Origin of the sequence: Clostridium sp. chh4-2 (genome assembly GCF_002899675.1) — a bacterium.
Taxonomy (GTDB): domain Bacteria; phylum Bacillota; class Clostridia; order Lachnospirales; family Lachnospiraceae; genus CHH4-2.
In genome coordinates this window covers 1-21,883 of record NZ_PKUU01000008.1, presented here as the reverse complement: position 1 = coordinate 21,883, position 21,883 = coordinate 1, and the positions used below count along the sequence as shown (strand labels likewise).

The following is a 21,883-nucleotide window of genomic DNA, read 5'->3' as shown; positions in this document are numbered from 1 at the left end:
CCTTCTGCCTATTCTGCCTTTATCACAACCCGGAAAAATCCCTGTTCATCCGGAATCACATTCAGCTTCCACGCCTCAAATCCTCCGGCCAAGAAAAATACCGGTTCCGGCTTTCCGGTTTCGTTCTCCGTCTGAACCGTCACAGTACAGCCCTCTTTTTTAAAGCCTATCCTATTTCCATCCATCTCATATCCGTCTTTATGACGCCCGATTACAGGAATAATCAGACGGGCTTTTCTGCCCTCATCCCCTTCGGTCCGCCCTTCCACCGAAAAGCCGCCCTCATTCCATCTATAGATGAGACGGCAGTACACCGGATGACGGGCTGATCTATGGTCAATATCCACCAGCTCAGCCTTCACATCCGCGCAGATTTCCTCTTCTTTCTGTTCCACCTGAATCTGTGACCGGAAATCAAAGAATTGGGAATACACCGTTTCATCCTCTTCCATCTCCACCCGCATGGTAAGAGGCTGGTGCTCCGCCTTTTTCAGGCTCAGCTGCATATTGTGAACTTCTTTCAAACTGTAAGAGGTCATGGAAGAGGCTAAAATAGGCCCCGCTTTTTTATGCCATAACAGGGTGACGCATCCGCCGGAAGCGTGGCCGCCCTTCATATATTCAAAGTCATATCCTGTTAACGTGGACAAAAATCCCCCGAACGACAGTTTATAGGTATCCACAGTAGGATAATATTTCACCGGTTCTGCATGTTCCGACGGCAGTTCCACCCGTTCTGTTTCAAAAATCTGGCTGTCCAATACAGCAGCCAGCGCTTTTGCATGGCAAAACGTATGGTGGATGCACGGTTCTTCCCCATGCGTCAGATAATCCGGCCCTCCATATAAGAGGCCGTCATGTGTACAGGACCGGTACAATTCCAGATTCCGGTAGGCCGCTTCTGCAAAGACCGGCTCTTCCTTTCCCCAGGTTCCATAGGCCAGCTGGCTTCCGTCGGAAGTCCTGCTGCCCCAATACGTCCATTTGAAATTTCTGCTGCCGAAACTGTTGTCCCATGCCCCGTCCGGCATCATGAAATCCAGCTGGCTCATCAACAGCTTTTTAACCCGGTCAAGCACCTCGTTGTCATTCAACTCTCTCGCATAGGTCAGCAGTGCGGGCGCAGACTCTTCCACATTATATCCGATGTCCACCGGGCGGCAGCCCCTCGGGGTTTTCTCTTCCCTTGGCAGGCCTTCCCCGTATAAAAATCCGTCCTCTGTAATATGATCCACACAGGAGCGGGCCAGTTCCCTCGCCCGGTTCAAATACTCAGGAATATTAAAATAATTTCCGGCCAAAGCCATGGCCGCCGACGCCGTCGCATGATAGTTGATATTGGTCACATAATCCGGCGTTAAAACACGGTAAATCCACTCCGCTCCGCGGCGCATTCTCTCCTCAAACCTGATCTTCGTCCCGTCGTCCAGCAGATGACCGTGTTTGTTCAGGGAATCGTAAATGCTGATTACACCGAATACGGTGATGCCGTTCCATTCGCTTTGGGCGTCATTGTAAAAGCTGCCGTCGTCGCAGACCATATTCTCTCCCCAGTCAAACAGCCGGAGAGCCGCTTCTTTATACTTGTCTTCGCCGGTAACGTCCGCCATATATAATAACGGATAGACGGCATCGTGGCATCTGCCGTGAATCACCGTGCAGGCCGGGCATAAAAGCGCTCCGTCAAACCGCTTCTGTCCCGGCAGATGGAGCTGGTATTTTAAAAGGCCGTCGCACCAGTTTTTTAACAGCTCATAATAAGACTCTTCTACCATATCATAAACCCTTTATCCGCCAGACGCAAGATTCCCTCCACAAAGAAATAATCTCCGTAGATCAGGGAAACATGGGTATCTTCCAGCTTTCCGTATGTGCCCGTTCCGTTTAACAGAATTCCGTCATTTTCCGGGTTCCAGTCACAGTGTTTTTCTTCCAGGGCGGCAAGCATTTTCACCGCGCTTTCATAATAAAGAGGTTTTTCCAGTTCAGGCACCAGTTCTGCGATCTGAAGCAGTCCGCAGGCCGCGCAGGCTGTGGCCGAAGTATCCCAGTAAACAGGCTCTTTCGGGGCTCTGAAGTCGACTAAAGACACATAATCCGTAAGCGCAATATTGGAGATAAAGTAATGAGCCGCCCTCTTCGCGCCGTCTAAATATTCCGGCTTTTTCGTGTGCAAATAAGCCAGCGCAAAGCCGTAGATTGCCCAGGACTGGCCTCTTGACCAGGAAGATCCTTCTCCATACCCCTGTCCGCCGGGACGTTCCACGATTTCGCCGGTAGACGGGTCAAACACCAGAATATGATTGCAGGAACCGTCTCCCCTCTGCATATATTCCAGCGCCGTATGGGCATGCTGGTCGGCGATGTAGGAATATCTCGGGTCCTGTTCCTCTTCTGCCGCCCAATATAACAGCGGAATGTTCATGAGGCAGTCGACGATCATCCATCCCGGAAGTCCCCGGTTCCACGCCCGGATGTAATTTCCGATCGGGTTAAAACGTCCCGCCAGAAGGTTTGCCGCATGAAGTCCTCTCACCTTTGATTCTTCATTTCCGGTCAGCCGGTAATCCGCAACCGCGGTATGTAAAAACTGAAATCCCACGTCGTGATGAAGCCCCACATAGAGGCGCAGCGCCTCATCCAGCTCCTGTTCCGTCTTTCTGGCGGTCTCCATGTACAGCGGATTTCCCGTACAATGATACATCTGCCAGTTCATTCCTGCAAAAAATCCGTTGGTCCACCAGGAGAGCTTCTCCTTCCTCATGTCCTCCAGATACTTTCCTTCTTTTGCCATATAGGGAATCTGATCCCCCAGCCTGATACATTCCGCCTGAAGCTTTTTATCTATTTTTTCAATAATTTCCTGAATTTTAAGATCCATATCCCAATCTCCTGTCTGTTATTCTTTCACTGCTCCAACCATAGTTCCCTGGGTAAAATGTTTCTGTAAAAATGGATAAACACATAAAATCGGTACGGTAGCAACCATAATGGTAGCATATTTAATTGACATACCCACAGACTCCGAATCGATCATTCCCACTCCGGTAGTCATGGAAGAAACGTCGTTCTGCATCAGAATTTCCCTCAAAATAACCTGAAGAGGATACATCTCTCTGGTACGGATGGTAGCTGACGCCCAGAACCACGCATTCCAGATTCCAACTCCGTAATAGAGAACCATAACCGCAAGCATGGCCTTGGATAACGGAACCACAATGCTGGCTAAGATTTTCAGATGCCCCGCCCCGTCGATCTTGGCCGCTTCGATCAGACTTTCAGGAATGCTCTCAAATGACGTCCTCAAAATAACCAGGTTATACGTATTTACAAGGAACGGAATAATCAGTCCCCACAGGCTGTTTGTCAGATGAAGGTCTTTCATATTCAGATAAAACGGGATCATACCGCCGGAAAAGAACATGGTGAAAATAATCAGCAGCATGATTGCCTTTTTAAACATCACGTTCTTTCTGGAAAGGAAATAAGCTCCTAACGAAGTCATAATCAGATCCAGCGTAACACCGATGATTAAAATAAACATTGTGTTCCCATAACCGCGGAGAATCATAGGATTCTTAAAAACCTTTTTATATGCTTCCACGCTCACTCCCAAAGGCTTTATCAAAAGCCCCGTATGCTGGGTCAGCAAATTGCTGTTGCTTAATGAGGCCATGGCCACATACCAGACCGGATAGAAGCATACGATGATAACGATGGTAAGAAAAATGTAATTGAATACGGAAAATACCCGTTCTCCTCTTGATCTCTTTACTTTCATTCCGGTTCCTCCTACCAAAGACTTGTTTCACTGTAGCGCTTGGATATCTTATTGGCAAATATCAGCAGCGCAAAGTTAATTACCGAGTTAAAAAGACCGATTGCAGTAGAATAGCTCCAGTCCTGTTCCAAAAGACCGATTCTGTAAATATAGGATGAGATGATATCCGCCGTTTCATAGGTAGACGCATTGTATAACAGGATTGTCTTCTCATATCCCATATTCATCAGAGAACCGATTTTTAAGATGAGCATGATGATAATGGTGGGGGTGATGGCCGGAAGCGTTACATTGATCATCTGTTTCCATTTACCCGCGCCGTCGATCTGAGCCGCTTCATAAAGCTGGCTGTCCACCCCTGCCAGTGCCGACAGATAGATGATGGAGCCCCAGCCCACTTCCTGCCAGATACTCGATGCCACATAGATGGTTCTGTAGAGTTTAGGGTCCTGTAACAGAGGGCTTCTTTCGCCTCCCAGCAAAACGATAATATCATTGAATAATCCGCTGGTCATACAGAAGTTTGTCAGCATACCGGTAACCACGATCATGGAAATGAAGTGAGGCAGATAGGTAACCGTCTGAGTGAGACTTTTGAACTTTTTATTTCTCACCTCATTTAATAAAAGCGCCAGGATAATAGGAGCCGGGAATCCAAAGAGCAGGTTATATAAGCTCAGTAACACCGTATTTCTTATGAGCCGGACAAAATAAACGCTGTTAAAGAAACGGATAAAGTTATCAAAACCTACCCACGGGCTTTTTGCCACGCCGAGAGCCGGTGTATAATCCTTAAATGCGATAATCGCTCCATACATGGGTTTGTAATGGAACAAGATATAAAATAAAAGCACGGGTATAACGATGGCGTACAGAGCGCGGTTCCTCTGCCAGTCCTTTTTCACCCGGCTTGCAAAATCCTTTTTCTGATTCATACTTACCTCCAAATGGTTATACTTTCCTACGGGCTGAAAAATGCCGGTTTCCACATTATCTGTGTTTCACCATCAGATAGGTTTTTATGAGGAAACCGGCAGTCTTATCTAACGGGCATTGTAGCGTTCTAATGCTGCATTCTGGATTTCCAGAGCACGGCTCAATCCCATATTTTCAATATTCTTTACATACTCATCAAATTTGTCCAGGCTTTCTGTTCCAAAGATAAATTTCAGAGCCATTTCATCACGATAAGTATTGATCTCGTTCATAATTGTAGAGTATTCTTTACTTTCTTCAGAAGTTGGCGTAATCGGAGGAACTTTATGCTTTCTGGCATTGGTTGCGCCCCATACATTTGGAGTTTCTTTCTGGGCGTCGATAGTATAGTACTGTGTCAGGTAACGAAGATCCTGAACAAACGGTCCATTGTAGTTGCCGCGGATGTAAGCGCTCATCGCCTGTGATACTGGCCATCCGTCAGGGTTCTTTAAGATCCAGTCTGTGTAGATCGGGTTGCCGTCAACCATGGTGTAGGATTCGCCTTCCACGCCGAAGTTGAACAGGATGTGTCCTTCTTCACCGTAAGCGTAGTCAAGAAGTCTTGCAGCGCGCTCTACGTCTTTGCAGGAAGTTGTGATCGCAACGCTTGCAGGGCCTGTGTACTGATTATCGATCTGTCCGAACTCAGGCTGCGCACCTTTTTCCAGGGTAGGATATGGAGCAGCTACCAGCATGTAATCCGGTTCGGAAGTAATGCCTGCATTGATCCATGCGCCCATACGGCTTCCGGCAAAACCTAAAGATGCTCCGGCTGTTCCGTTTGACATCTTGGCATTTACCTGGTCAAACTGGAGAGTTGCCAGATCAGGGTCAATCAGCCCTTCGGAGTACCACTGTGCCATGGTCTTCAGATATTCTTTGTAGTTTTCTTCCACTGCACCGAAATAGATCTTGTTGTCATCGCCTACATAAAAGCTTCTGCAGGTGTTGTATGCATATGCAAAAGGATCGTTGTCCTTAAAGTCATTTCTTGTGTACTCAGGACACCATGGAGCTGTTGAACCTTTTTTCTCTTTAAATGCGGTTAAAACATCGTGCCACTCATCAATTGTGGTAGGAACTTCCAGATTCAGTTCATCCAGCCAGTCCTTTCTCAGCATTGGTCCGATGGTGTTGCACAGTTTTGAATCGCCGCGGATAAATGGGAATACATAGTAGTGTCCATCATCCGTCTTTATCATCTTATCAATATCAGGGTTCTCAGCCAGGTATTTGGTGATGTTCGGGCAGTACTGCTCAAATACATCATTTAATGGGATGATAATTCCATCTTTAATTGCCTTTTCCGGGCCGCCCGGATAATCGTTGATCCAGTTATATTCCATCATATCAGGAAGGTTTCCGTCAGCCAGAATCAAGCTGAACTGTTCTTTCTGCTGTCCTGCCGGCGGATGCATGAATTCAATCTCCACTCCGGTTGCTCCGGTCCAGGCTTTTGCAAACGGTGTCTCTCCAAGGTTTGAATAGTTTGGACTTACAGTTCCCTGAAGTTCTGCCCAGTATGACAGTTTATCCCCCGCTGCCATAGGATAGGAAAACTCCGCTGCCGCAGCTGTTTCTCCTGACGCTCCTGTTGTCGTTTCTTTTGATGCCTCCTGTGAAGCCGCTGCCGATGTTGCCGCAGGCTCCTGTTTTGCACCTCCGCCGCAGCCGGTAACTGTTGTCATAACAGTTGCTGCCGCTACGAATAATGATAACCATCTTTTCTTCATTATCACTTACTCCTCCTTTATCATTTTGTTTTGCTTCACACTTCAAGAATACCTTCTGTCTCTCTAAAAAGATATAGAAAAAATGCAAACTGCATGGGCAAAAACTCAACCTGCAATTTGCATTTTCTAAAATCAATAGGCAAAAATTTAAAAATTGGTGATTTGTTTCTTTAATTGGCCCGGAGTAATCCCTTTTTTCTTCTTAAATACGCGGATAAATGTTCCGCTGTCCCCAAAACCGGTCATCTGTCCGGCCTCAATCACGGTATAGCCTTCCATCAGCAGTTTTTCCGCATGATCGATTCTGACGGAATTAATGTAATCCAAAAGGCTCTTTCCGGTCTGTTTTTTATAAATAGAAGATAAATAAGCTGGCGTCATCTTAAACTGCTGCCCGGTTATGGAGATATTCAAATCCGGATTTTTATAATTTTCCTGGATATACGCCTCCACCTTTTGACTGAAGAAATTGTCCCCGTCCGTCTTCTTCTTCTCTTCCGCGATCTTTTCACAGATCAGGTCCACCGATTCATAGAACCGGTTCTTTAATTCAGGAATCGGCTGTTTTACATTAAAGCCCTGGTTAAAATCCAGGTCCCTCACCGCATTCAGATAGCCGCCTGCATTGGCTCCTTTTAACAGAGTTCCTATCATATCGAAGATCAGGCACCTGCAGACGCTGGTGGATACCTTTCCGCTAAAATTCTCCTGAAATACAAGATCCATATTCTTCTTAGCCGATTCCGCATCCCCTGCCTTAATGGCATTGATAATCCTCTGCTCCGCTTCCACGGAATACCGGTACTGGGGCTGTATATCCTTCACCTCATCAAAGCTGACCAAATCAGTGTCCAAAAGGTTGATATAGCTTTCCAGTTCCAGCGCCTGCTGCCAGGAAGTGTGCACTCCGCCAAGTCCATGGCAGACCGGACCGATCAGGGCGCAGAAGGAAAATCCGAACTGATCCTGGGTGATCTGCTGGACGTTCTCAATATTTTCCCGCAGAACGGTATGGTTTTCATCATATTCCGGCCGGTTGACGATGGCCGCCACATTTTCTCCCATCTCCACCAGCTCCACCTGGTAATAATTAAGCAGCGTCTCCTCCAATATATTTTGTAAAATGAATTTACGGAGGGCATTTTCCTGGGCGCTCGCTTCATAGCTTTTTTCCACGGCTTCGCTTCCGTCTTTAAACTTCAGCAAAATCACCTGATTGTAAGCTCCGGCCAGATGAATCCCATATTGGGTCAGATCCTTTAAGTTCCCGTCATATTCATAATGCAGAAGCTGGGACAGGTAATATTCCTTCAGGTTCTTCTGGTTGAGCCGCAAAAGCCGCTTGGCGTCCACCTGGTCCTTAAAGAACCGGTTGGCCTGCTCGTTCAGCCACTGGTATTCATTCTCTCCCTCTTTCATCTCATCATTGCTGTACCGCTTGAAGACTTCCATTATAGACTGAATCGGATTGTAGTTTTTCCTGGTCAGATAATGGGAAATGAAAAATCCCACAATCAGACAGACAAATACCCCCAGCATTGCGATCTGTTTTACATGCTGAATGTCCTTTTCCAGAACAGAAACAGGGACCAGCGTAACGTACTTCCACCCTGTCATTTCCGACTGGCGCACGGACAGAATCTGTTCATTGTCAATCACCTGTTTTCCCATCCCGGATATTACGGGAAGATTCTCATATCGAAACGTATCCCCCCGTTCTGCCGCCACGGTTCCGATGATTTCATCCTTATCATTGATCATAAAGATATCCATCTGGTCATTCCATTCCATAGAGCCCAGTATTTTCTCAATCTCGGAGAATTTCACGGCTATACAGACAGTGGCCGAAGCGTCCCTGATATCTATCCCCAAATCACTCATGGTAAACAAAAGGAGCTTTTCGCCGTTTTTCTTCTGTATCACAAGGCTGTCCGAATAATGGGGCTGTCCCATATAAGCTTCAAAATCCTCCAGCGGATATTCCCCATTCTCATAATACAGGCGGTAATAGAGCTCTGCCGACATATTTCCGCCGATGCTGGATATTACCTTCGTATTTTTAAAATAGATAAAAACGTCGCTGATAAAGTTCTCAGAGACGCTTAAATTGCTCAAATTTTTAAAAATATCATACAGCATGATCTGGTCCGAAGTTTCGAATTTTCCCTTTACCCTGGACGCCTTCTGCACTTTTGTGTCCATGGCAAGGCGGCTGGAAATCTTGCTGATCTCCTCGATTTTCTGGTCGATCTCCCTTTGAACCATCTCCAGCATATTATCATTCATCCTGGCCGACTGGCCTTTTATCACATCCAATGTGACTATGTAAATTAAAAATCCCAACAGCATGGGAATCAGTAAAATCACCAAATAGGATAAAAGCATCCGGACATATACTTTTGATTTTTTCATCATACCCAACCTCCCCATACGATTTATGATTCTAATAGGAAAACACCGCTGGGAACAACTGGCATCAGTTGTTTCCAGCGGCGTTTTCTACTGTTTAATCATATGATAAATGGAATCCCCTTGTCAACCCTATAACGAATTCAAAAAAATCTGATTAAACCGTTCCAGCTCATCATACATGATTCCATGCCCCGAATTTTCCAGCTGATACATTTTGGAATTCCTGATATAGCGGTGCTGGATCATGGCAAGCTCATTGGAAACGACCTGGTCTTTTTCCCCATGTATGATCACAGTCGGCACTTTCACACAATTTAAATCCGCCCTTCCGTCCTCATCCCTCAGAGCATATGCGCTTTTTACGGTTCCGATTCCCGAAGCCGACAGCGCGATATCCTCAAACCAGTTTTTAACCGCCTCGCTGTGGGGGCTGGCAAACAGCTGTTTATGGCTGAAATCATAGGCCAATTGAGGGCGGTCCGTGGACGCCTGGCAGATCAGCTGATTTACATAATCCACCGACAATCCGTACGGGAACCCCTGGCGCTGGGTCCAGCTGGGCGCGGCCGCAGATAAGAGAATCAGTTTTCTCACCCCATGGCCGCAGTGGCGCCTCATATAGCGCAAAACGACGGCTCCGCCCATGGAAAATCCAACCAGCGTAAAGCAGGATAATTTCATGCAGGTGACCACTTTATAGATATCATCCGCCATTTGGTCAAATCCGTATCCGCAGGCCGGCGCATCCGACTGCCCAAATCCCCTTAAATCGATGGCTACCACCCGATAGCCGCACTCCACCATGGGCCCGATCTGATATTCGTAAATCTTATGGGATAAAGGCCATCCGTGCACCAAAAATACGGTTTTATTACCGCATGGGTTGTAATCGTAAACTGCTATCTTCACTCCGTCTGCTGAATCAATATAGAACATAAATACCTGCTTTGAATTTTTCATTATATTATTATATGAAATATCTGATATACTGATAATGATTAAAACAAAATTTATTAAATACAGGATGTCTGAAAAGGCAGAATTGAGGTATCTATGAAATACGAACATATTGTACAAGGCCATTTTTTAGAAAGGCCAAACCGTTTTATCGCCCGCGTCCTGACAGATGGTAAAGAAGTCACCTGTCATGTTAAAAATACCGGCCGCTGCCGGGAGCTTCTCATACCCGGAGTACAGGTTTTCCTGGAATACCATCCCGACGCCGCCGCACTTGGAAGGAAAACGGAATATTCTCTGATCGGAGTAAAAAAAGAGACCCAAAACGGGCCGGTTCTAATCAATATGGATTCCCAGGCTCCCAACCAGGCGGCTTTCGAGTGGCTGGCAGGAAAATCCGGTGTGTCTGATCTGCGCCGGGAAGTGACCTTTGGCAATTCCCGGTTTGACCTGGCGTTTAAAAAGGCGGGCATTCCCTCTTTTATGGAAGTAAAAGGGGTTACCCTGGAGGATAACGGCATCGCCAGGTTCCCGGACGCCCCCACTGAGAGGGGAATCAAACATCTTCTGGAATTAAAACATGCCGCACAAGAAGGCTATGCGGCATCTGTTTTATTCGTTATTCAGATGAAAGGAATCCGTAGCTTTGAACCCAACATGGCCACCCATCCCGCTTTTGGCGAGGCGCTGAACGACGTATCCCGTTCAGGGGTAAAGGTGATGGCCTATGACTGCATCATCACAGCCGATTCCATCGCTTTAGACCAACCGGTAAAAGTCAGTCTTCCTGATCCCGGCAAGTAAAGGCATAACCGTGTTTTCCGGCTTTTTTCGCCCGGTACATGGCCTGGTCAGCCTTCTCATACAGTTCCCGGAAGCTGCTGCCGTCCGACGGGCATGTTGCAATACCGATGCTGACGGTTATCTCATACTCATTGCCTTTGCTGATCTCCTCTAATTTACTGAAGAACATATTCACTTTCAGCATGGCGATATCAGGATTCCGGGTATCGGACATATAGGCGATGAATTCATCTCCTCCCACCCGGGCCACAGGATCATGCTCGCGGAAAATATTGCGGAGCACTTCCGCAACCTGAATTAACAGGGAATCCCCGACTCCATGCCCGTATGTGTCATTTACAAGCTTGAAATTGTCGATATCGATCATGAATAAAAATCCTTCGCCCTGCTTTTTAATCATGTCATCCACAGCGATCTCTATCGCCTTTTTATTGAGAATTCCTGTCATAGGATCGCTGTTAGTCTTCTTTAAAAGATCCAGCTCCTTTTCCTTACGGTCGCTGATGTCGATGATGGTGCCGATCAGGCATCTGCCGTCGTCGACAGCCTGGCACCTGCACTCTCCCCAGAAATACAGATCTTCTCTGTTTCTGAAACGCATCTCCCATTTCTGAGGCATCCTGGTCTTTTGTGCCCGTTCAAAATACCGGAACAACAGTTTTATATCGTCAGGATGGAGAACCTCAAACTCATGTTTGCTGAGCCCTTCCACACAATTATCACTGATTGGGAAAAAATCGAAGACATTAGAAGAAAATTCCATATAATCTTCTTTAACCCTGTATTCAAATATAATAATATCGAAAAAGCTTGCCAACGTCTGATATCTGGCCCGTTCCATCAACACCCGCTTTTTATGGGAATAAATCAGTCCGAACACCACCGCACAGGCGATTACTATTAAACCGATCACCATTATGGTGATGTATACCGTGTATTTCATCATCTTTCTGGATGTAACATTCACTTTATCCGTATACGCAAATTTCACGATATTCCACGACTTATATCCGATGGCAGTCGTGGTAATATAAAAAATCTTATGTCCCGGAATAGATATCTTGACCGATAAATCACCATCTTGCCCGAGCGCCGTATAAATCTGATTCAGAACGTCCCCTGAAAGCCCGTCAGCTTTCAGATCGGTGAGCAGGTTTTTCCCAATCGCCTCCTCTTCCACGTCGCTGTACAGCACCGTTCCATCTCCTGAAACAATATATTGTTTGTAAGTCTCATGCATCACATGATCCGCGTTATCGTCGGTCAGAGCATCCGCCCTCATCACACACCGCAGCGCCCCGATGGTTTTTCCATCTTTGATTACCGGTTCCGCCACGGCAAAGTAATAACCCTGTAGCCGGTTGGAATACCGCAGATCCGACAGAACCGATTCACCTTTCTCCAGCTTTTCCAGGATCTCAAATTCCCTCGATTCTATTCCAGGAAGATTCATCTGCTCTCTCAGGCTGTCCATGGACACATAAGTTACCTGATAATCTGCCAGCTCGCTGACGTCTTTTAGATATGCGGCAAACCACTCTCCTTCCGGATTCAGGCCGGAAGAGACCAGAAGCCTTCCGGTTGCCTTCATACGCCCTAATAATTCTGAAATTTTCGATTCAACCTGCTGGCTTTGGGTAACAGCATATGCAGTCAGATTCTCCTCTTCCAAATGCTGAAATTCCCGGTCGATCCGTTTGCCATACTGGATAAAAACTAAATCCACAATTACGCTGAGGATAATAAGGCAAAGTATAGATACTGCAAATGGATTTTTTGCATATCTGTACTTTTTCAGCATAGAATTCACCTCTTGTCTTATACTTCTATCTTATCTCTGATATATTACATGTTATATCCGATGATTTTGTAACTAAAGTATAATATAAAGACAGATGAATTACAACTCAATTCAATACGTATTTTAAGCCTTCCAACTTGTAATTCAGAATCAGATGCTCCGGATAATCCAGGTCTTCCAGCAATTTTCTGCTGAACTCCAGATTTCCCACATCATACCAGATATGGGCGTCGCTGCCCATGATAACCCGGACCTCCAGCTTTCTGGCATATTCGAGCATGATTTTCAGATTATGATCCGCATTCTGCCGGGAAGCATTGGGACGCAGAGAGGAATTATTGACCTCCAAAGCGATCTCCTGCTCCTTGGCCGCCGCTACAAGGCGCTCATATTCAAGAGGATAACGGTCATCGTCCGGATGTCCGATGATCTTGACATAAGGATTCTTCATAGCTCCGATCAGCGCATCCGTGTTCTCCTTTGGCGTGCCCGGCTTAATACAGGGAATGTGCAGGCTGGCGATCACATAATCCATCTTTTTAAGCGTTCCGTCGCTCATATCTATGCGGCCGTCATATCCTATAATATTGGCTTCCATTCCCGTATAAATGCGCACTCCGAATATCTCATCCCTGACCACTTTATAATTGCCAAAATATATGGGATCACAAGTTCCCGGCATATTCTTGCTGTGATCCGAAGTTCCCATCGCCGCAAGCCCTTTTTTGGCGGCTTCTTCAATATTCTCCTTCAGCGTTCCAAACGCATGGCCGCTGGCTGTCGTGTGCGTATGCAGATCAAATAATGGTTTCATCTTTTTCTCTCCTGTCACGCCGGCAGGATTAATTTCACCTGTTCTCCCGGCTCATATTCATTATGGCTGTCCGAATAAACAGTCAAAATGGAATCCCGTATTTCCATCTTCCTTTAGTATAAACTGTTCCGGACAAACTTGGAAGCCCCCTTCTTTCTTAAATATCATGGAAACAGACGGAGCCCGCTCAGGTAGCGGAAGGCTGAACTGTTACATATCACGCGATCTCTTATATTAAGAGTCTTGCTATCTTCCCCATTGTCTGCTATTATATTACTTGAGATTCCTGGGGTGCCGTACGGCTGAGAAAGTTTTTACTTACCCATTACCTGATCTGGATAATGCCAGCGTAGGGAGTGAACAAATACTTTTCCATAGATAATACCTTCAGGTCTCTTTGTATATTTATATTACGAAGGAGGTCTTTTTTTATGTCTGAAATTCAAAATCACGTTAGTTACGGTTCCTGCTGCGCCGGCACCTGCGGTGCATCCAAGGACATCACCGGATGCCGTTTTACTCTGGCGCCTATGAGCGACCGCTACATCGACATCATCCTGGGAGCAATTCAAAAAGTGGATACTTCTAAAGTATGGGCCAACACGGAGAAGCATTCCACCCTGTACCGCGGCAAACGCATTCACGTTCTGGACGCGGTAAAAGCATGTTTTGTGCACGCCTATGATCCGGATGTGCATATGACCATGGAAACCACATTTTCCAAAGGCTGTCCCGGCGACACGGATGCAGAATCCTATCTGGCCGAAGATGATATCCTGATCAATGCTCCGTCCACCAAAGACATTCACTTTCCTGTGCTCTGCAAGATATCCCTTTATCCAATGGGCGTTTCCAATTATATGGAACACATTGCCCACATTGTAAACTACGCCATCGATCAAGGCATTTACGCAGGCTCCACCCACTACGTTACCGTTCTGGAATGTGATGTCCAGGATCTGTTTGCGTATTTTGATTATGTCAATACCTATTGTGCGGAAAATCTCAGCCATTATGTATTTGAAGCCACCCTTTCCGTCAACAGCCCTACAAAATAATTACTGGAGATAATACAATGAAAAAAACAAATGCCTGGAAATTAAAAGATATCTTAATGGTTGCCATCACCGCCATGCTTTTTGGCGTTGTCTATCTTGGAACTGTCTACATTGGCTCTTATCTGACCGCCCTTTTAACGCCTGCCGGCCTGGGGATTCTGGGTAATGAACCCGTATTCGGCGTCTGGTTCATGGCCGCCGTATTCACTTCCTATGTAATCCAGAAACCCGGTGTAGGCGTGGTAGCGGAGATGCTGGCCGCCTTATTGGAAGTGCTTATGGGCAACTTCTACGGCCCCATCATCTTCGTAAGCGGATTCATACAGGGCATCGGAGCCGAAATCGGATTCGGAATGTTCGGCTACAAAAAGTTTACATATGCCACCACCACAATCGCGGCCGTAGGCTGTACCGTTCTCAGCTTCTTATGGACCGGACTCCGGTACGCCTACTGGACCTTAGATCCTAAACTGGTGATTTCAATTTTCGTAATACGCTTAATCAGTTCCGTCTTATTCTGCGGAATCGGCTGCAAATTGTTAGGCGACGCGCTGACCAAAGCCGGAGTTTTAAAAGGATATGCGTTGGGACAAAAATCATTGGATCTGGATGAAGAATAGAGGAAAAACAGTGGAATTTTTATCGGCTGAACATGTAACATTTCGCTATTTCGAATTAGCAAAACACAATATCCTGGAGGATGCCTCTCTTGTGATCCATCCCGGAACCATTACTGTCATCATCGGAAGCAGCGGCTGTGGAAAAAGTACCATGGCCGCTGTTTGCGCCGGGCTCTACCCGGAAAATGCAGGAGAACTTTTAAGCGGAACCGTCCGCCTGTGCGGCCAGGATGCCGCTTTGCTTTCCCCTGCCCAAAGAAGCCGCTTTCTGACCCTGATGTTTCAGAACCCGGATCTCCAGTTCTGTATGGACACCCTAAGAAAAGAACTGCGCTTCTGTCTGGAAAATATCTCATTTCTCGCAGAACAGATGGATTCCCGCATAGAATCCTTTGCTAAAGACCTATCCATCGGGCCGCTTTTAGACCGCCGTTTCGCGTCTCTGTCCGGCGGCGAAAAGCAAAAAGCCGCTCTCTGCTGCCTTCTGGCCCTGGACTCTCAGGGAATTCTGCTGGACGAACCCTTCGCCAACATCGATCCCGATTCCTCCTCTGAGATCGTCAGGATGCTAAAAGCTCAAAATGCCGCCCATAACACCACAATCATCGCCATCGACCATCAGTTAGACCACTGGCTCGAAGCCGCCGATGAATTTATTCTGGTTGGAAAAGGCGGGCAGATCCTAAAACGAGGAATTACCCCGGATACACTGGCACAATATGAAGACCTTTTTCTTTCCCAAGGAGTCTTCTTCCCGGGCCGCCAATATCCGTCAGCGGAAAAAACTCCGCCCAAGGGCACTGCCGTCGTGTTGAACCGGGTCTCCATCCGTTCGGAAAAGAAGGGTCCTGCCCTTCTTACCAACTGCTCTCTCAGCTTTGAATACGGTCAGATAACCGCCTTAACCGGCTCCTCCGGTGCCGGAAAGACCACTCTTTTTCACACGCTTTTAAAACAGCGCCCTTATGATGGAACGATTCTCATAAATGGGAAAGACCTGCGGAAAATAAGAGAAAAAGATTTGTTTCAAATGATTGGAATTGTATTTCAAAATCCATCCCAGCAGTTTACAACAACCAATGTTCTGGATGAGGTCATGGAAAACCTGACTATCTGGTGTCCCGGCCTGAACGCAGACCAAAAACAGATGCGGGCCAAGGAGCTTCTTTCCCAATACGGCCTGTGGGAATACCGCAGATACTCCCCATACATGCTGAGCCAGGGCCAGCAGCGGCGTTTAGCCGTGCTGTCGGTGCTCTGCGGAGAGCAGAAAATCCTGCTTTTAGACGAACCCACCTATGGCCAGGACGACCGCTCCACCCGTACGATCATGGAACAGCTGCGGCAGAAAGCCAGGGATCAGGGGCTTTGCATCATTTTCTCCACCCATGATTTAAACCTGGCCGCAGCCTGCGCCGACGTCACTTATACCATACAGGAAAAGGAGCTGAAACCATGTTAAAGATCAATCCTTCCATAAAGGCGGCCACCGTGCTGATCGGCGCTCTTTTGATCTCCTTCAGCTATTCGGCCCTTTTAAACAGCATCATAATCGGCGTGTGCCTAATGCTTTTGCTGGTTTCAAAGGCGCGCATTACTTCCATATTAAAAATCCTGATTCCGGCCACCCTGGCCGCCGCCAGCCTTTTTTTCGCCGCCCTCATGCACACCAATGGAAGTATGGCAGAACACGCTTCCGGTTCCCTGAACTTCGGAGTGATGTCCTATTCCATCTCTTCCTTTTATAATGCAGTCCAGCTGGCCCTGCGCATCTATGCCTATGCATTTTTAGGCATGCTGTTTGCCCTGACTACGGACGCGGAGGAATTCATCTATAGCCTGATGCAGCAATGCCGCCTTTCCCCCAAGTTCGCATATGGGGTTCTGGCCGCCTACCACCTGCTGCCCACCATCCAAAGGGAATATGCGTCCATCCGCATGGCCTATAAGGTAAAGGGCTGCCGCATATCGCCGCTGTCCTTCAAGCCCATCTTTTCCATGCTGGTGAACACAATGCACTGGTCGGAACATGTAGCCATGGCCATGGAATCCAAAGGATTTGACGGCAGCACAAACCGCACCTATTCCATTCAAATGTCGGTTCGCTGGTATGATCTGTGCTTCTTTATCCTGTTCACAGCCATGATTGTAATCTTATTTTTGTTTTTATAAGAGCCGCTGCCTTTATGCAGCGGTCTTTTCTTATCCCTGCTCCGGCTTTAATCATCCTCCATGTTACTATACAGGAATTTGAGCACACATTCTCCTCTCGCATCCAGAATACAGAGATAATTTCCTCTGGTGACCACTACCACACTTGGGGTTGCCAGGTGAATGGTTTCATTTTCAGAAGAAACGTACAGGATCTCCCCTTCGTCGTTAAAAGCGATTTTATCATGCCGATAACCATCCGTTACCACAGGCACCGCCGATATACGATAAGAAAGAGAATCCTGTTCCATCAATTTCCGTTCTCCATTGTACAGATAACATCTGTTATCGTTTTCCGTCTCTGTCTTATACATTTGAGGATGTGATTGGGCTAAAAACACATGATTCGTCACCACATCCACCGTACTGTCCTCATAAAACCGGCCTTTTAATGTATATTTTTCTCCACTGCTTTCCTTCTCCATAATAATCTGTCCGTCGTCCAAATATCCAAAATACCCGTCTCCTGCCTGTATGGAGTACTCGATTCCATCAGAATTTTTCATCACCTCTCCATTTGTATCATAAATGCGGGTTTTTCCATCTGATTTAACAGTGAAGGACAATGTAGATCTGTCACATGTTACTTCCTCATTCTCTCCGAATATCACCTGCTTTTTCTCCCTGTCATAGATAAAGCAAGACCAATTCTGATTAAAGGCAGCCCATTTATTTCCCAATGCACACGGTTTTCCCAAATCGGTATTCATACTGCGGCAGTCAAAAAAGTCGTTTCCATCTTCACTCCACATCACAAACCCACCCTCATTTAACTGCATAATCCCTGTTTTTTCGCAATTGGAATAATATTGAGGTGTTCCATACGGTGTGAAATCGATTGTATTTAGAAGCGTTAGGTGCTTATCATATATCTTCAGAACTGTATTGTTGTGATTGAAATGCCATATATAATCATCTGTATACTCCAACCTCCCCTGTTGGATCTCAAATACCATTTCGCCGTCTTTACTAAAAATCCGTTCAGTCAAATCCCCGTTCGATCCCCACAACACCGTTCCATAATAATCGTTCCACTCTTCCACAGTATGATATTCGGGTGAAATGATCCACTCATCCACGCCAAATTTTATTACCCCTACCATATTACTTTCATTATCCGCGGCAATAACAGGCTGGTTCACTTCTTTTAAGTCGATATATTGATCAGCATACGTGTAACTCTTTTTCTCATTTACATAATTTAAATCTTTATCAATAATAAGGTTTCCTGTTTCGTTTCCTATTACATCTGCCTGAACAACCAGTTTTTGATTTTCTCCGATGTCAAGCGTTTTCGTCTGCCCGTCATTGTCTTCGGCAAAAAGCGTTACTGTCTCTTTCACTTCTTTTGACGCAACGTACCCCATGCTTTCCACAAAAGTCTGTCCATCATCGCTGGTCATCCACTGAAACAGGCGGTAAGCATTGGAATCCTTGGGTTCATCCTTTCTGACCGCCACATAAAATTCATTCACATAAGGGTAGGTCCCATTCCTTATAGAATCGTTATCCGGCATGACCTGATCCACTTCCATCAGGTGAAGCCCCGGCAGATTATACATATTATGAACATAATAATAGACGGAATATCCAAGGGCATTCTCTTCATTATTATACCGCGCAAGCTCTTCAATCAGTTCCCCCATCTCGGTGGCAAACATTTCAACAGGGGCTTCTGCCATCCCCACCTCTTTCATAACCAGATTTTTCATCAAAGTCTGGCTTCCTGAACCGGAAGGGCGCTGGAAAGCCATAATCCCCTTCTTCGCGCCTCCCACCTCAGACCATTTCGTAATCTTTCCGGAATAGATGTCCACCAGCTGCTGCTGGCTTAAAGACTTAACCGGATTTCCTTCATTGCACAAAAACACAAGGGCATCCTTGCCCACCGGACGGATATCCAGTTCCACATTCTGAGTTTTTTCTTCCTCATAAATACTGTCCGCCGGCTCATAAGCGATTACCAAATCACTGTTTCCATAAATCAGATTCTTATAAGCATTGGTGGTTTTGCTGTGCACGATATCGCTTTCCGCCTCCGGTTTGGAAGCGCCGGTAGCCAACCGGTATAGTGCCTGGGACAACGGCAGCGTAGCCGTAGATCCATCTACTTTCGGGTAGTCTTCCCTGCTCATAACCGGTACTCCTAAAATGGGTTCCCGGGCTGCAGGCTGCTCTGTCGTCTCTACCGTCTCAGCGTTTTCACTCTCTTCCTGCGAAAAGGTCTCCTTCGCTTTTTCTGTAGTCTCTGTTGTGGCCATCTGAGATGATTCCGGATTCTTAGACTGGCATGATGTGGTGGTGGCCAGCATGACGGATAGAAGCAGCGGTAATAGTAAACTTTTTTTTCTCATAATTCCCCTCCATTTCCTGATAATTCGGCGGATTCCTATTGATCGCTATACAGGTTTATTGGTTAATTTAATTATACTGGATTTTAGATGATTTGTTGATTACTATTTTATTACTATTGAGTAAGGTTTGGGGAAAGAGAGGACGAAATGCGGGATTGAGGCGACAGAATACCATATTTCAAAGTGAAGGGTGAAGGCATTTTCGAAAATGCCTTCACCCTTGATGTAAATTGTTCAGCTAACAATCACTTTACAGAACAATAAATAATCATGAATTTCGCTGCCCACAGCCACCCTTCACTAATGTTTACAAAGTTTTCCTCCTAAATACTTGTTTCTAACAAAAAAACATGCTATATTGGCACCATTGAACAGTAAAAGTTTCTAATGGCTGAAGCCCGTCAGAAACTCTTTTGTTTTTCACCAGTCAGAATATCTAGCTATTGGCAGTATAACTAAAACATAGAATGTGAGGAATCTCTTATGAAAACAGAAAAGATTGAAAATATGTGCGGCGGCGCCGGCCATGTAATTATCAACCACATCTTAGGCGAAAAAGAACTAAATGGAAAATGCGGACTTTACGCTGAAGTAACAATCGAACCCGGATGCTCCCTTGGATATCATGAACATCATGGAGAAAGCGAAACCTATTACATATTATCCGGCACCGGAGATTACGATGATAACGGTATTGTCCGCCAAGTGCAGGCAGGTGATGTAACCTTCACCCCTTCCGGAAGCGGACACGGCCTGATAAATACAGGAAATACCGATTTGGTTTTTATGGCATTAATTATATTGGATTAAAAGAAATAAAGAAATTTATGAAATGCAGAGCCAAAGAGACTCTGCATTTTTTATACCACCATTTATCAAAGAATCGTAAATGTATCCTCCAGCAAAAGCCAATTAGCCAAAAATAATTGCATAATCTGCCAATATCCCGCACCAGAAAGTCCATACTCTTTTATCAAATCAAATTTTGCCTTCATGCTTCGTACATCTTCAAACCATACCTCGTGTTGAATTCCATACTGCCAATAATAGAAGTACGGGGACATGGCCGTCTCATCAAAATAGATCGTAGCGCCATGGTCAATGGCGATCTGCACTGCTTCCTTGTTACTGATTGTCGTAGCTTTTGTCACTCCCCTGACAAATGGCAGCGGCCAGTCATATCCGTAGTTTGGTATTCCGAGACTGATTTTTTCCTTTGGTATTTTGGTCAGTGCATATTCTACCACACGGCGCACCATGTTGATTGGGGCTACAGCCATGGGAGGGCCGTATGTATACCCCCACTCATAAGTCATTAATAAAACCCTGTTCGCCGCTTCTCCCAAAAGCCGATAATCAATCCCTTCATACAATACCCCTTTTTGATTCTCAGATGTTTTAGGCGCAAGAGCCGCCGACACCTGATATCCAAACATATTCATCACCTGCGTCAACCGCTTAACAAATCCCGCAAACTTTTCCCCATCTTCCGCTAAAACATATTCAAAATCCACATCCACGCCGCCGAATTTCTTCTCAAATACGGTCCGCCCCAGTTCCCATATCAGGCGTTCCTGTACCTCCGGATTCTGTACCAAAATAGAAATCAAATTATTGTTAAATCTCCCATCTTCCCCTAGAGGCGTCAAAGTCAGAATAGGACGGACGCCTGCTTCTCTTGCTCTTTTTACCATCCATTCATCATCAAGCGGCGGCGGAATCAAATTGCCTTCCGTCGTAAAACCATAGGAAAAGATAGAAAGATCTGTAAGAAATGAAAGAGTCGTATCCAATGTATCCGAATTAATAAATGGATAAGCATATCCATTTATATACAGAAATGGTTTCTCTTCTGAATTAGGATTATCAGTAATTAAAATCGCCTGACCAACAGCCAGACGATAAGGATATGCTATTTGATTGTCCATAATCAGAGTTTCCACAGGAATTCCAAAGCCTTCTGCAATGGAATCCACATTATCACCGCGTTTAACTACATATATCTCCATTCCGGCACCTCATGAACCATATTGCTTATATTATATGTTATTCACCTCTTACCGGTTACGATATCTGAAAAAGGGAACCTTTTTACATCAAGGGTGAAGGCATTTTTGAAAAAGCCTTCACCCTTGATGTAAAAAAAGATCCCTGTTCCCAGGAATCTTCATCTCTTCACAACCATATCTAATTAAGAATTAAATATGTACCCTCAAAACCACACACTGAATCATATCTATTGGTATCTCTACCTTCCATCCGTTACGGCTTCTGCCGCTTTCCTCTTTCTTACCTAAACCAACTTGGTTAAGCCCTCGACCGATTAGTAACAGTCAGCTCCACATGTTGCCATGCTTCCA

The 21,883-nt window shown here is 45.8% G+C and carries 17 protein-coding genes and 1 riboswitch; of the genes, 6 read left to right on the top strand and 11 right to left on the bottom strand.

What is annotated here, in order from left to right:
- Positions 1–8: 8 nt before the first annotated feature.
- From C0033_RS10095 to C0033_RS10065, 7 genes are all read right to left on the bottom strand, one after another.
- Positions 9–1,775: a hypothetical protein gene (locus C0033_RS10095; protein WP_103227744.1), complete on the bottom strand. Its 1,767-nt coding sequence runs from the start codon at positions 1,773–1,775 to the stop codon at positions 9–11.
- Complete coding sequence (locus C0033_RS10090; RefSeq protein WP_103227743.1) at positions 1,769–2,881, bottom strand: glycoside hydrolase family 88 protein; 1,113 nt, start codon at positions 2,879–2,881, stop codon at positions 1,769–1,771. Before C0033_RS10090 ends, C0033_RS10095 begins: the two co-directional genes overlap by 7 nt.
- A gap of 18 nt (positions 2,882–2,899) precedes the next feature.
- Entirely contained in the window at positions 2,900–3,781 is an 882-nt protein-coding gene (locus tag C0033_RS10085) for a carbohydrate ABC transporter permease (protein ID WP_103227742.1), read from the bottom strand.
- 11 nt (positions 3,782–3,792) lie between these two features.
- Complete coding sequence (locus tag C0033_RS10080; protein ID WP_103227741.1) at positions 3,793–4,716, bottom strand: ABC transporter permease subunit; 924 nt, start codon at positions 4,714–4,716, stop codon at positions 3,793–3,795.
- Positions 4,717–4,824: 108 nt separating this feature from the next.
- A complete protein-coding gene (locus tag C0033_RS10075; protein ID WP_103227740.1) occupies positions 4,825–6,492 on the bottom strand; it encodes an extracellular solute-binding protein in 1,668 nt (555 codons plus the stop codon).
- Between the two features lie 147 nt (positions 6,493–6,639).
- Entirely contained in the window at positions 6,640–8,904 is a 2,265-nt protein-coding gene (locus tag C0033_RS10070) for a helix-turn-helix domain-containing protein (RefSeq protein WP_180994667.1), read from the bottom strand.
- A 129-nt stretch (positions 8,905–9,033) separates the two neighbouring features.
- The gene (locus C0033_RS10065) at positions 9,034–9,840 is read right to left on the bottom strand and encodes an alpha/beta hydrolase (RefSeq protein ID WP_103227738.1); all 807 of its coding nucleotides are present in this window, start codon (positions 9,838–9,840) and stop codon (positions 9,034–9,036) included.
- A gap of 117 nt (positions 9,841–9,957) precedes the next feature.
- Between C0033_RS10065 and sfsA the strand changes: the two genes are divergently transcribed.
- The gene (gene sfsA, locus C0033_RS10060) at positions 9,958–10,665 is read left to right on the top strand and encodes a DNA/RNA nuclease SfsA (protein WP_103227737.1); all 708 of its coding nucleotides are present in this window, start codon (positions 9,958–9,960) and stop codon (positions 10,663–10,665) included.
- Here the strand turns inward: sfsA and C0033_RS10055 are convergent.
- Positions 10,640–12,466, bottom strand: coding sequence for a diguanylate cyclase (locus tag C0033_RS10055; RefSeq protein WP_103227736.1), 1,827 nt, complete (start codon positions 12,464–12,466; stop codon positions 10,640–10,642). The two genes, sfsA and C0033_RS10055, sit on opposite strands and share 26 nt — an antisense overlap.
- Before the next feature lie 106 nt (positions 12,467–12,572).
- A complete protein-coding gene (locus C0033_RS10050; protein ID WP_103227735.1) occupies positions 12,573–13,280 on the bottom strand; it encodes a phosphatase in 708 nt (235 codons plus the stop codon).
- Between the two features lie 277 nt (positions 13,281–13,557).
- Positions 13,558–13,654, top strand: a riboswitch (TPP riboswitch).
- Positions 13,655–13,711: 57 nt separating this feature from the next.
- On the opposite strand from C0033_RS10050, the gene C0033_RS10045 reads away from it, so the two are divergent.
- Genes C0033_RS10045 through C0033_RS10030 form a run of 4 tightly spaced genes read left to right on the top strand, consistent with a single transcriptional unit; the run spans position 13,712 to position 17,130 of the window.
- Positions 13,712–14,338, top strand: coding sequence for a YkoF family thiamine/hydroxymethylpyrimidine-binding protein (locus C0033_RS10045; RefSeq protein WP_103227734.1), 627 nt, complete (start codon positions 13,712–13,714; stop codon positions 14,336–14,338).
- 17 nt (positions 14,339–14,355) lie between these two features.
- The gene (locus C0033_RS10040; protein WP_103227733.1) at positions 14,356–14,958 is read left to right on the top strand and encodes an ECF transporter S component; all 603 of its coding nucleotides are present in this window, start codon (positions 14,356–14,358) and stop codon (positions 14,956–14,958) included.
- Positions 14,948–16,420, top strand: a complete 1,473-nt coding sequence (locus C0033_RS10035) for an ABC transporter ATP-binding protein (protein WP_180994666.1) — start codon at positions 14,948–14,950, stop codon at positions 16,418–16,420. The genes C0033_RS10040 and C0033_RS10035 overlap by 11 nt, the downstream gene beginning before the upstream one ends.
- Positions 16,414–17,130, top strand: a complete 717-nt coding sequence (locus C0033_RS10030; RefSeq protein WP_103227731.1) for an energy-coupling factor transporter transmembrane component T — start codon at positions 16,414–16,416, stop codon at positions 17,128–17,130. The genes C0033_RS10035 and C0033_RS10030 overlap by 7 nt, the downstream gene beginning before the upstream one ends.
- A gap of 47 nt (positions 17,131–17,177) precedes the next feature.
- Here C0033_RS10030 and C0033_RS10025 read toward each other — a convergent pair whose 3' ends face one another.
- The gene (locus C0033_RS10025) at positions 17,178–19,523 is read right to left on the bottom strand and encodes a substrate-binding domain-containing protein (RefSeq protein WP_103227730.1); all 2,346 of its coding nucleotides are present in this window, start codon (positions 19,521–19,523) and stop codon (positions 17,178–17,180) included.
- A gap of 483 nt (positions 19,524–20,006) precedes the next feature.
- Between C0033_RS10025 and C0033_RS10020 the strand changes: the two genes are divergently transcribed.
- Entirely contained in the window at positions 20,007–20,333 is a 327-nt protein-coding gene (locus C0033_RS10020; RefSeq protein WP_103227729.1) for a cupin domain-containing protein, read from the top strand.
- Positions 20,334–20,398: 65 nt separating this feature from the next.
- Here the strand turns inward: C0033_RS10020 and C0033_RS10015 are convergent, their stop codons facing one another.
- Positions 20,399–21,532 carry a glycosyl hydrolase family 18 protein gene (locus C0033_RS10015; RefSeq protein ID WP_103227728.1) on the bottom strand — a complete coding sequence of 378 codons (1,134 nt, stop codon included), beginning with the start codon at positions 21,530–21,532 and terminating at the stop codon, positions 20,399–20,401.
- Positions 21,533–21,883: the final 351 nt, after the last annotated feature.

What these genes read in the sequence shown, in the direction of transcription:
- C0033_RS10095 (WP_103227744.1), bottom strand. Translation starts at nt 1,775, where the DNA reads ATGGTAGAAGAGTCTTATTATGAGCTGTTAAAAAACTGGTGCGACGGC.
- C0033_RS10090 (WP_103227743.1), bottom strand. Translation starts at nt 2,881, where the DNA reads ATGGATCTTAAAATTCAGGAAATTATTGAAAAAATAGATAAAAAGCTT.
- C0033_RS10085 (WP_103227742.1), bottom strand. Translation starts at nt 3,781, where the DNA reads ATGAAAGTAAAGAGATCAAGAGGAGAACGGGTATTTTCCGTATTCAAT.
- C0033_RS10080 (WP_103227741.1), bottom strand. Translation starts at nt 4,716, where the DNA reads ATGAATCAGAAAAAGGATTTTGCAAGCCGGGTGAAAAAGGACTGGCAG.
- C0033_RS10075 (WP_103227740.1), bottom strand. Translation starts at nt 6,492, where the DNA reads ATGAAGAAAAGATGGTTATCATTATTCGTAGCGGCAGCAACTGTTATG.
- C0033_RS10070 (WP_180994667.1), bottom strand. Translation starts at nt 8,904, where the DNA reads ATGAAAAAATCAAAAGTATATGTCCGGATGCTTTTATCCTATTTGGTG.
- C0033_RS10065 (WP_103227738.1), bottom strand. Translation starts at nt 9,840, where the DNA reads ATGTTCTATATTGATTCAGCAGACGGAGTGAAGATAGCAGTTTACGAT.
- sfsA (WP_103227737.1), top strand. Translation starts at nt 9,958, where the DNA reads ATGAAATACGAACATATTGTACAAGGCCATTTTTTAGAAAGGCCAAAC.
- C0033_RS10055 (WP_103227736.1), bottom strand. Translation starts at nt 12,466, where the DNA reads ATGCTGAAAAAGTACAGATATGCAAAAAATCCATTTGCAGTATCTATA.
- C0033_RS10050 (WP_103227735.1), bottom strand. Translation starts at nt 13,280, where the DNA reads ATGAAACCATTATTTGATCTGCATACGCACACGACAGCCAGCGGCCAT.
- C0033_RS10045 (WP_103227734.1), top strand. Translation starts at nt 13,712, where the DNA reads ATGTCTGAAATTCAAAATCACGTTAGTTACGGTTCCTGCTGCGCCGGC.
- C0033_RS10040 (WP_103227733.1), top strand. Translation starts at nt 14,356, where the DNA reads ATGAAAAAAACAAATGCCTGGAAATTAAAAGATATCTTAATGGTTGCC.
- C0033_RS10035 (WP_180994666.1), top strand. Translation starts at nt 14,948, where the DNA reads ATGAAGAATAGAGGAAAAACAGTGGAATTTTTATCGGCTGAACATGTA.
- C0033_RS10030 (WP_103227731.1), top strand. Translation starts at nt 16,414, where the DNA reads ATGTTAAAGATCAATCCTTCCATAAAGGCGGCCACCGTGCTGATCGGC.
- C0033_RS10025 (WP_103227730.1), bottom strand. Translation starts at nt 19,523, where the DNA reads ATGAGAAAAAAAAGTTTACTATTACCGCTGCTTCTATCCGTCATGCTG.
- C0033_RS10020 (WP_103227729.1), top strand. Translation starts at nt 20,007, where the DNA reads ATGAAAACAGAAAAGATTGAAAATATGTGCGGCGGCGCCGGCCATGTA.
- C0033_RS10015 (WP_103227728.1), bottom strand. Translation starts at nt 21,532, where the DNA reads ATGGAGATATATGTAGTTAAACGCGGTGATAATGTGGATTCCATTGCA.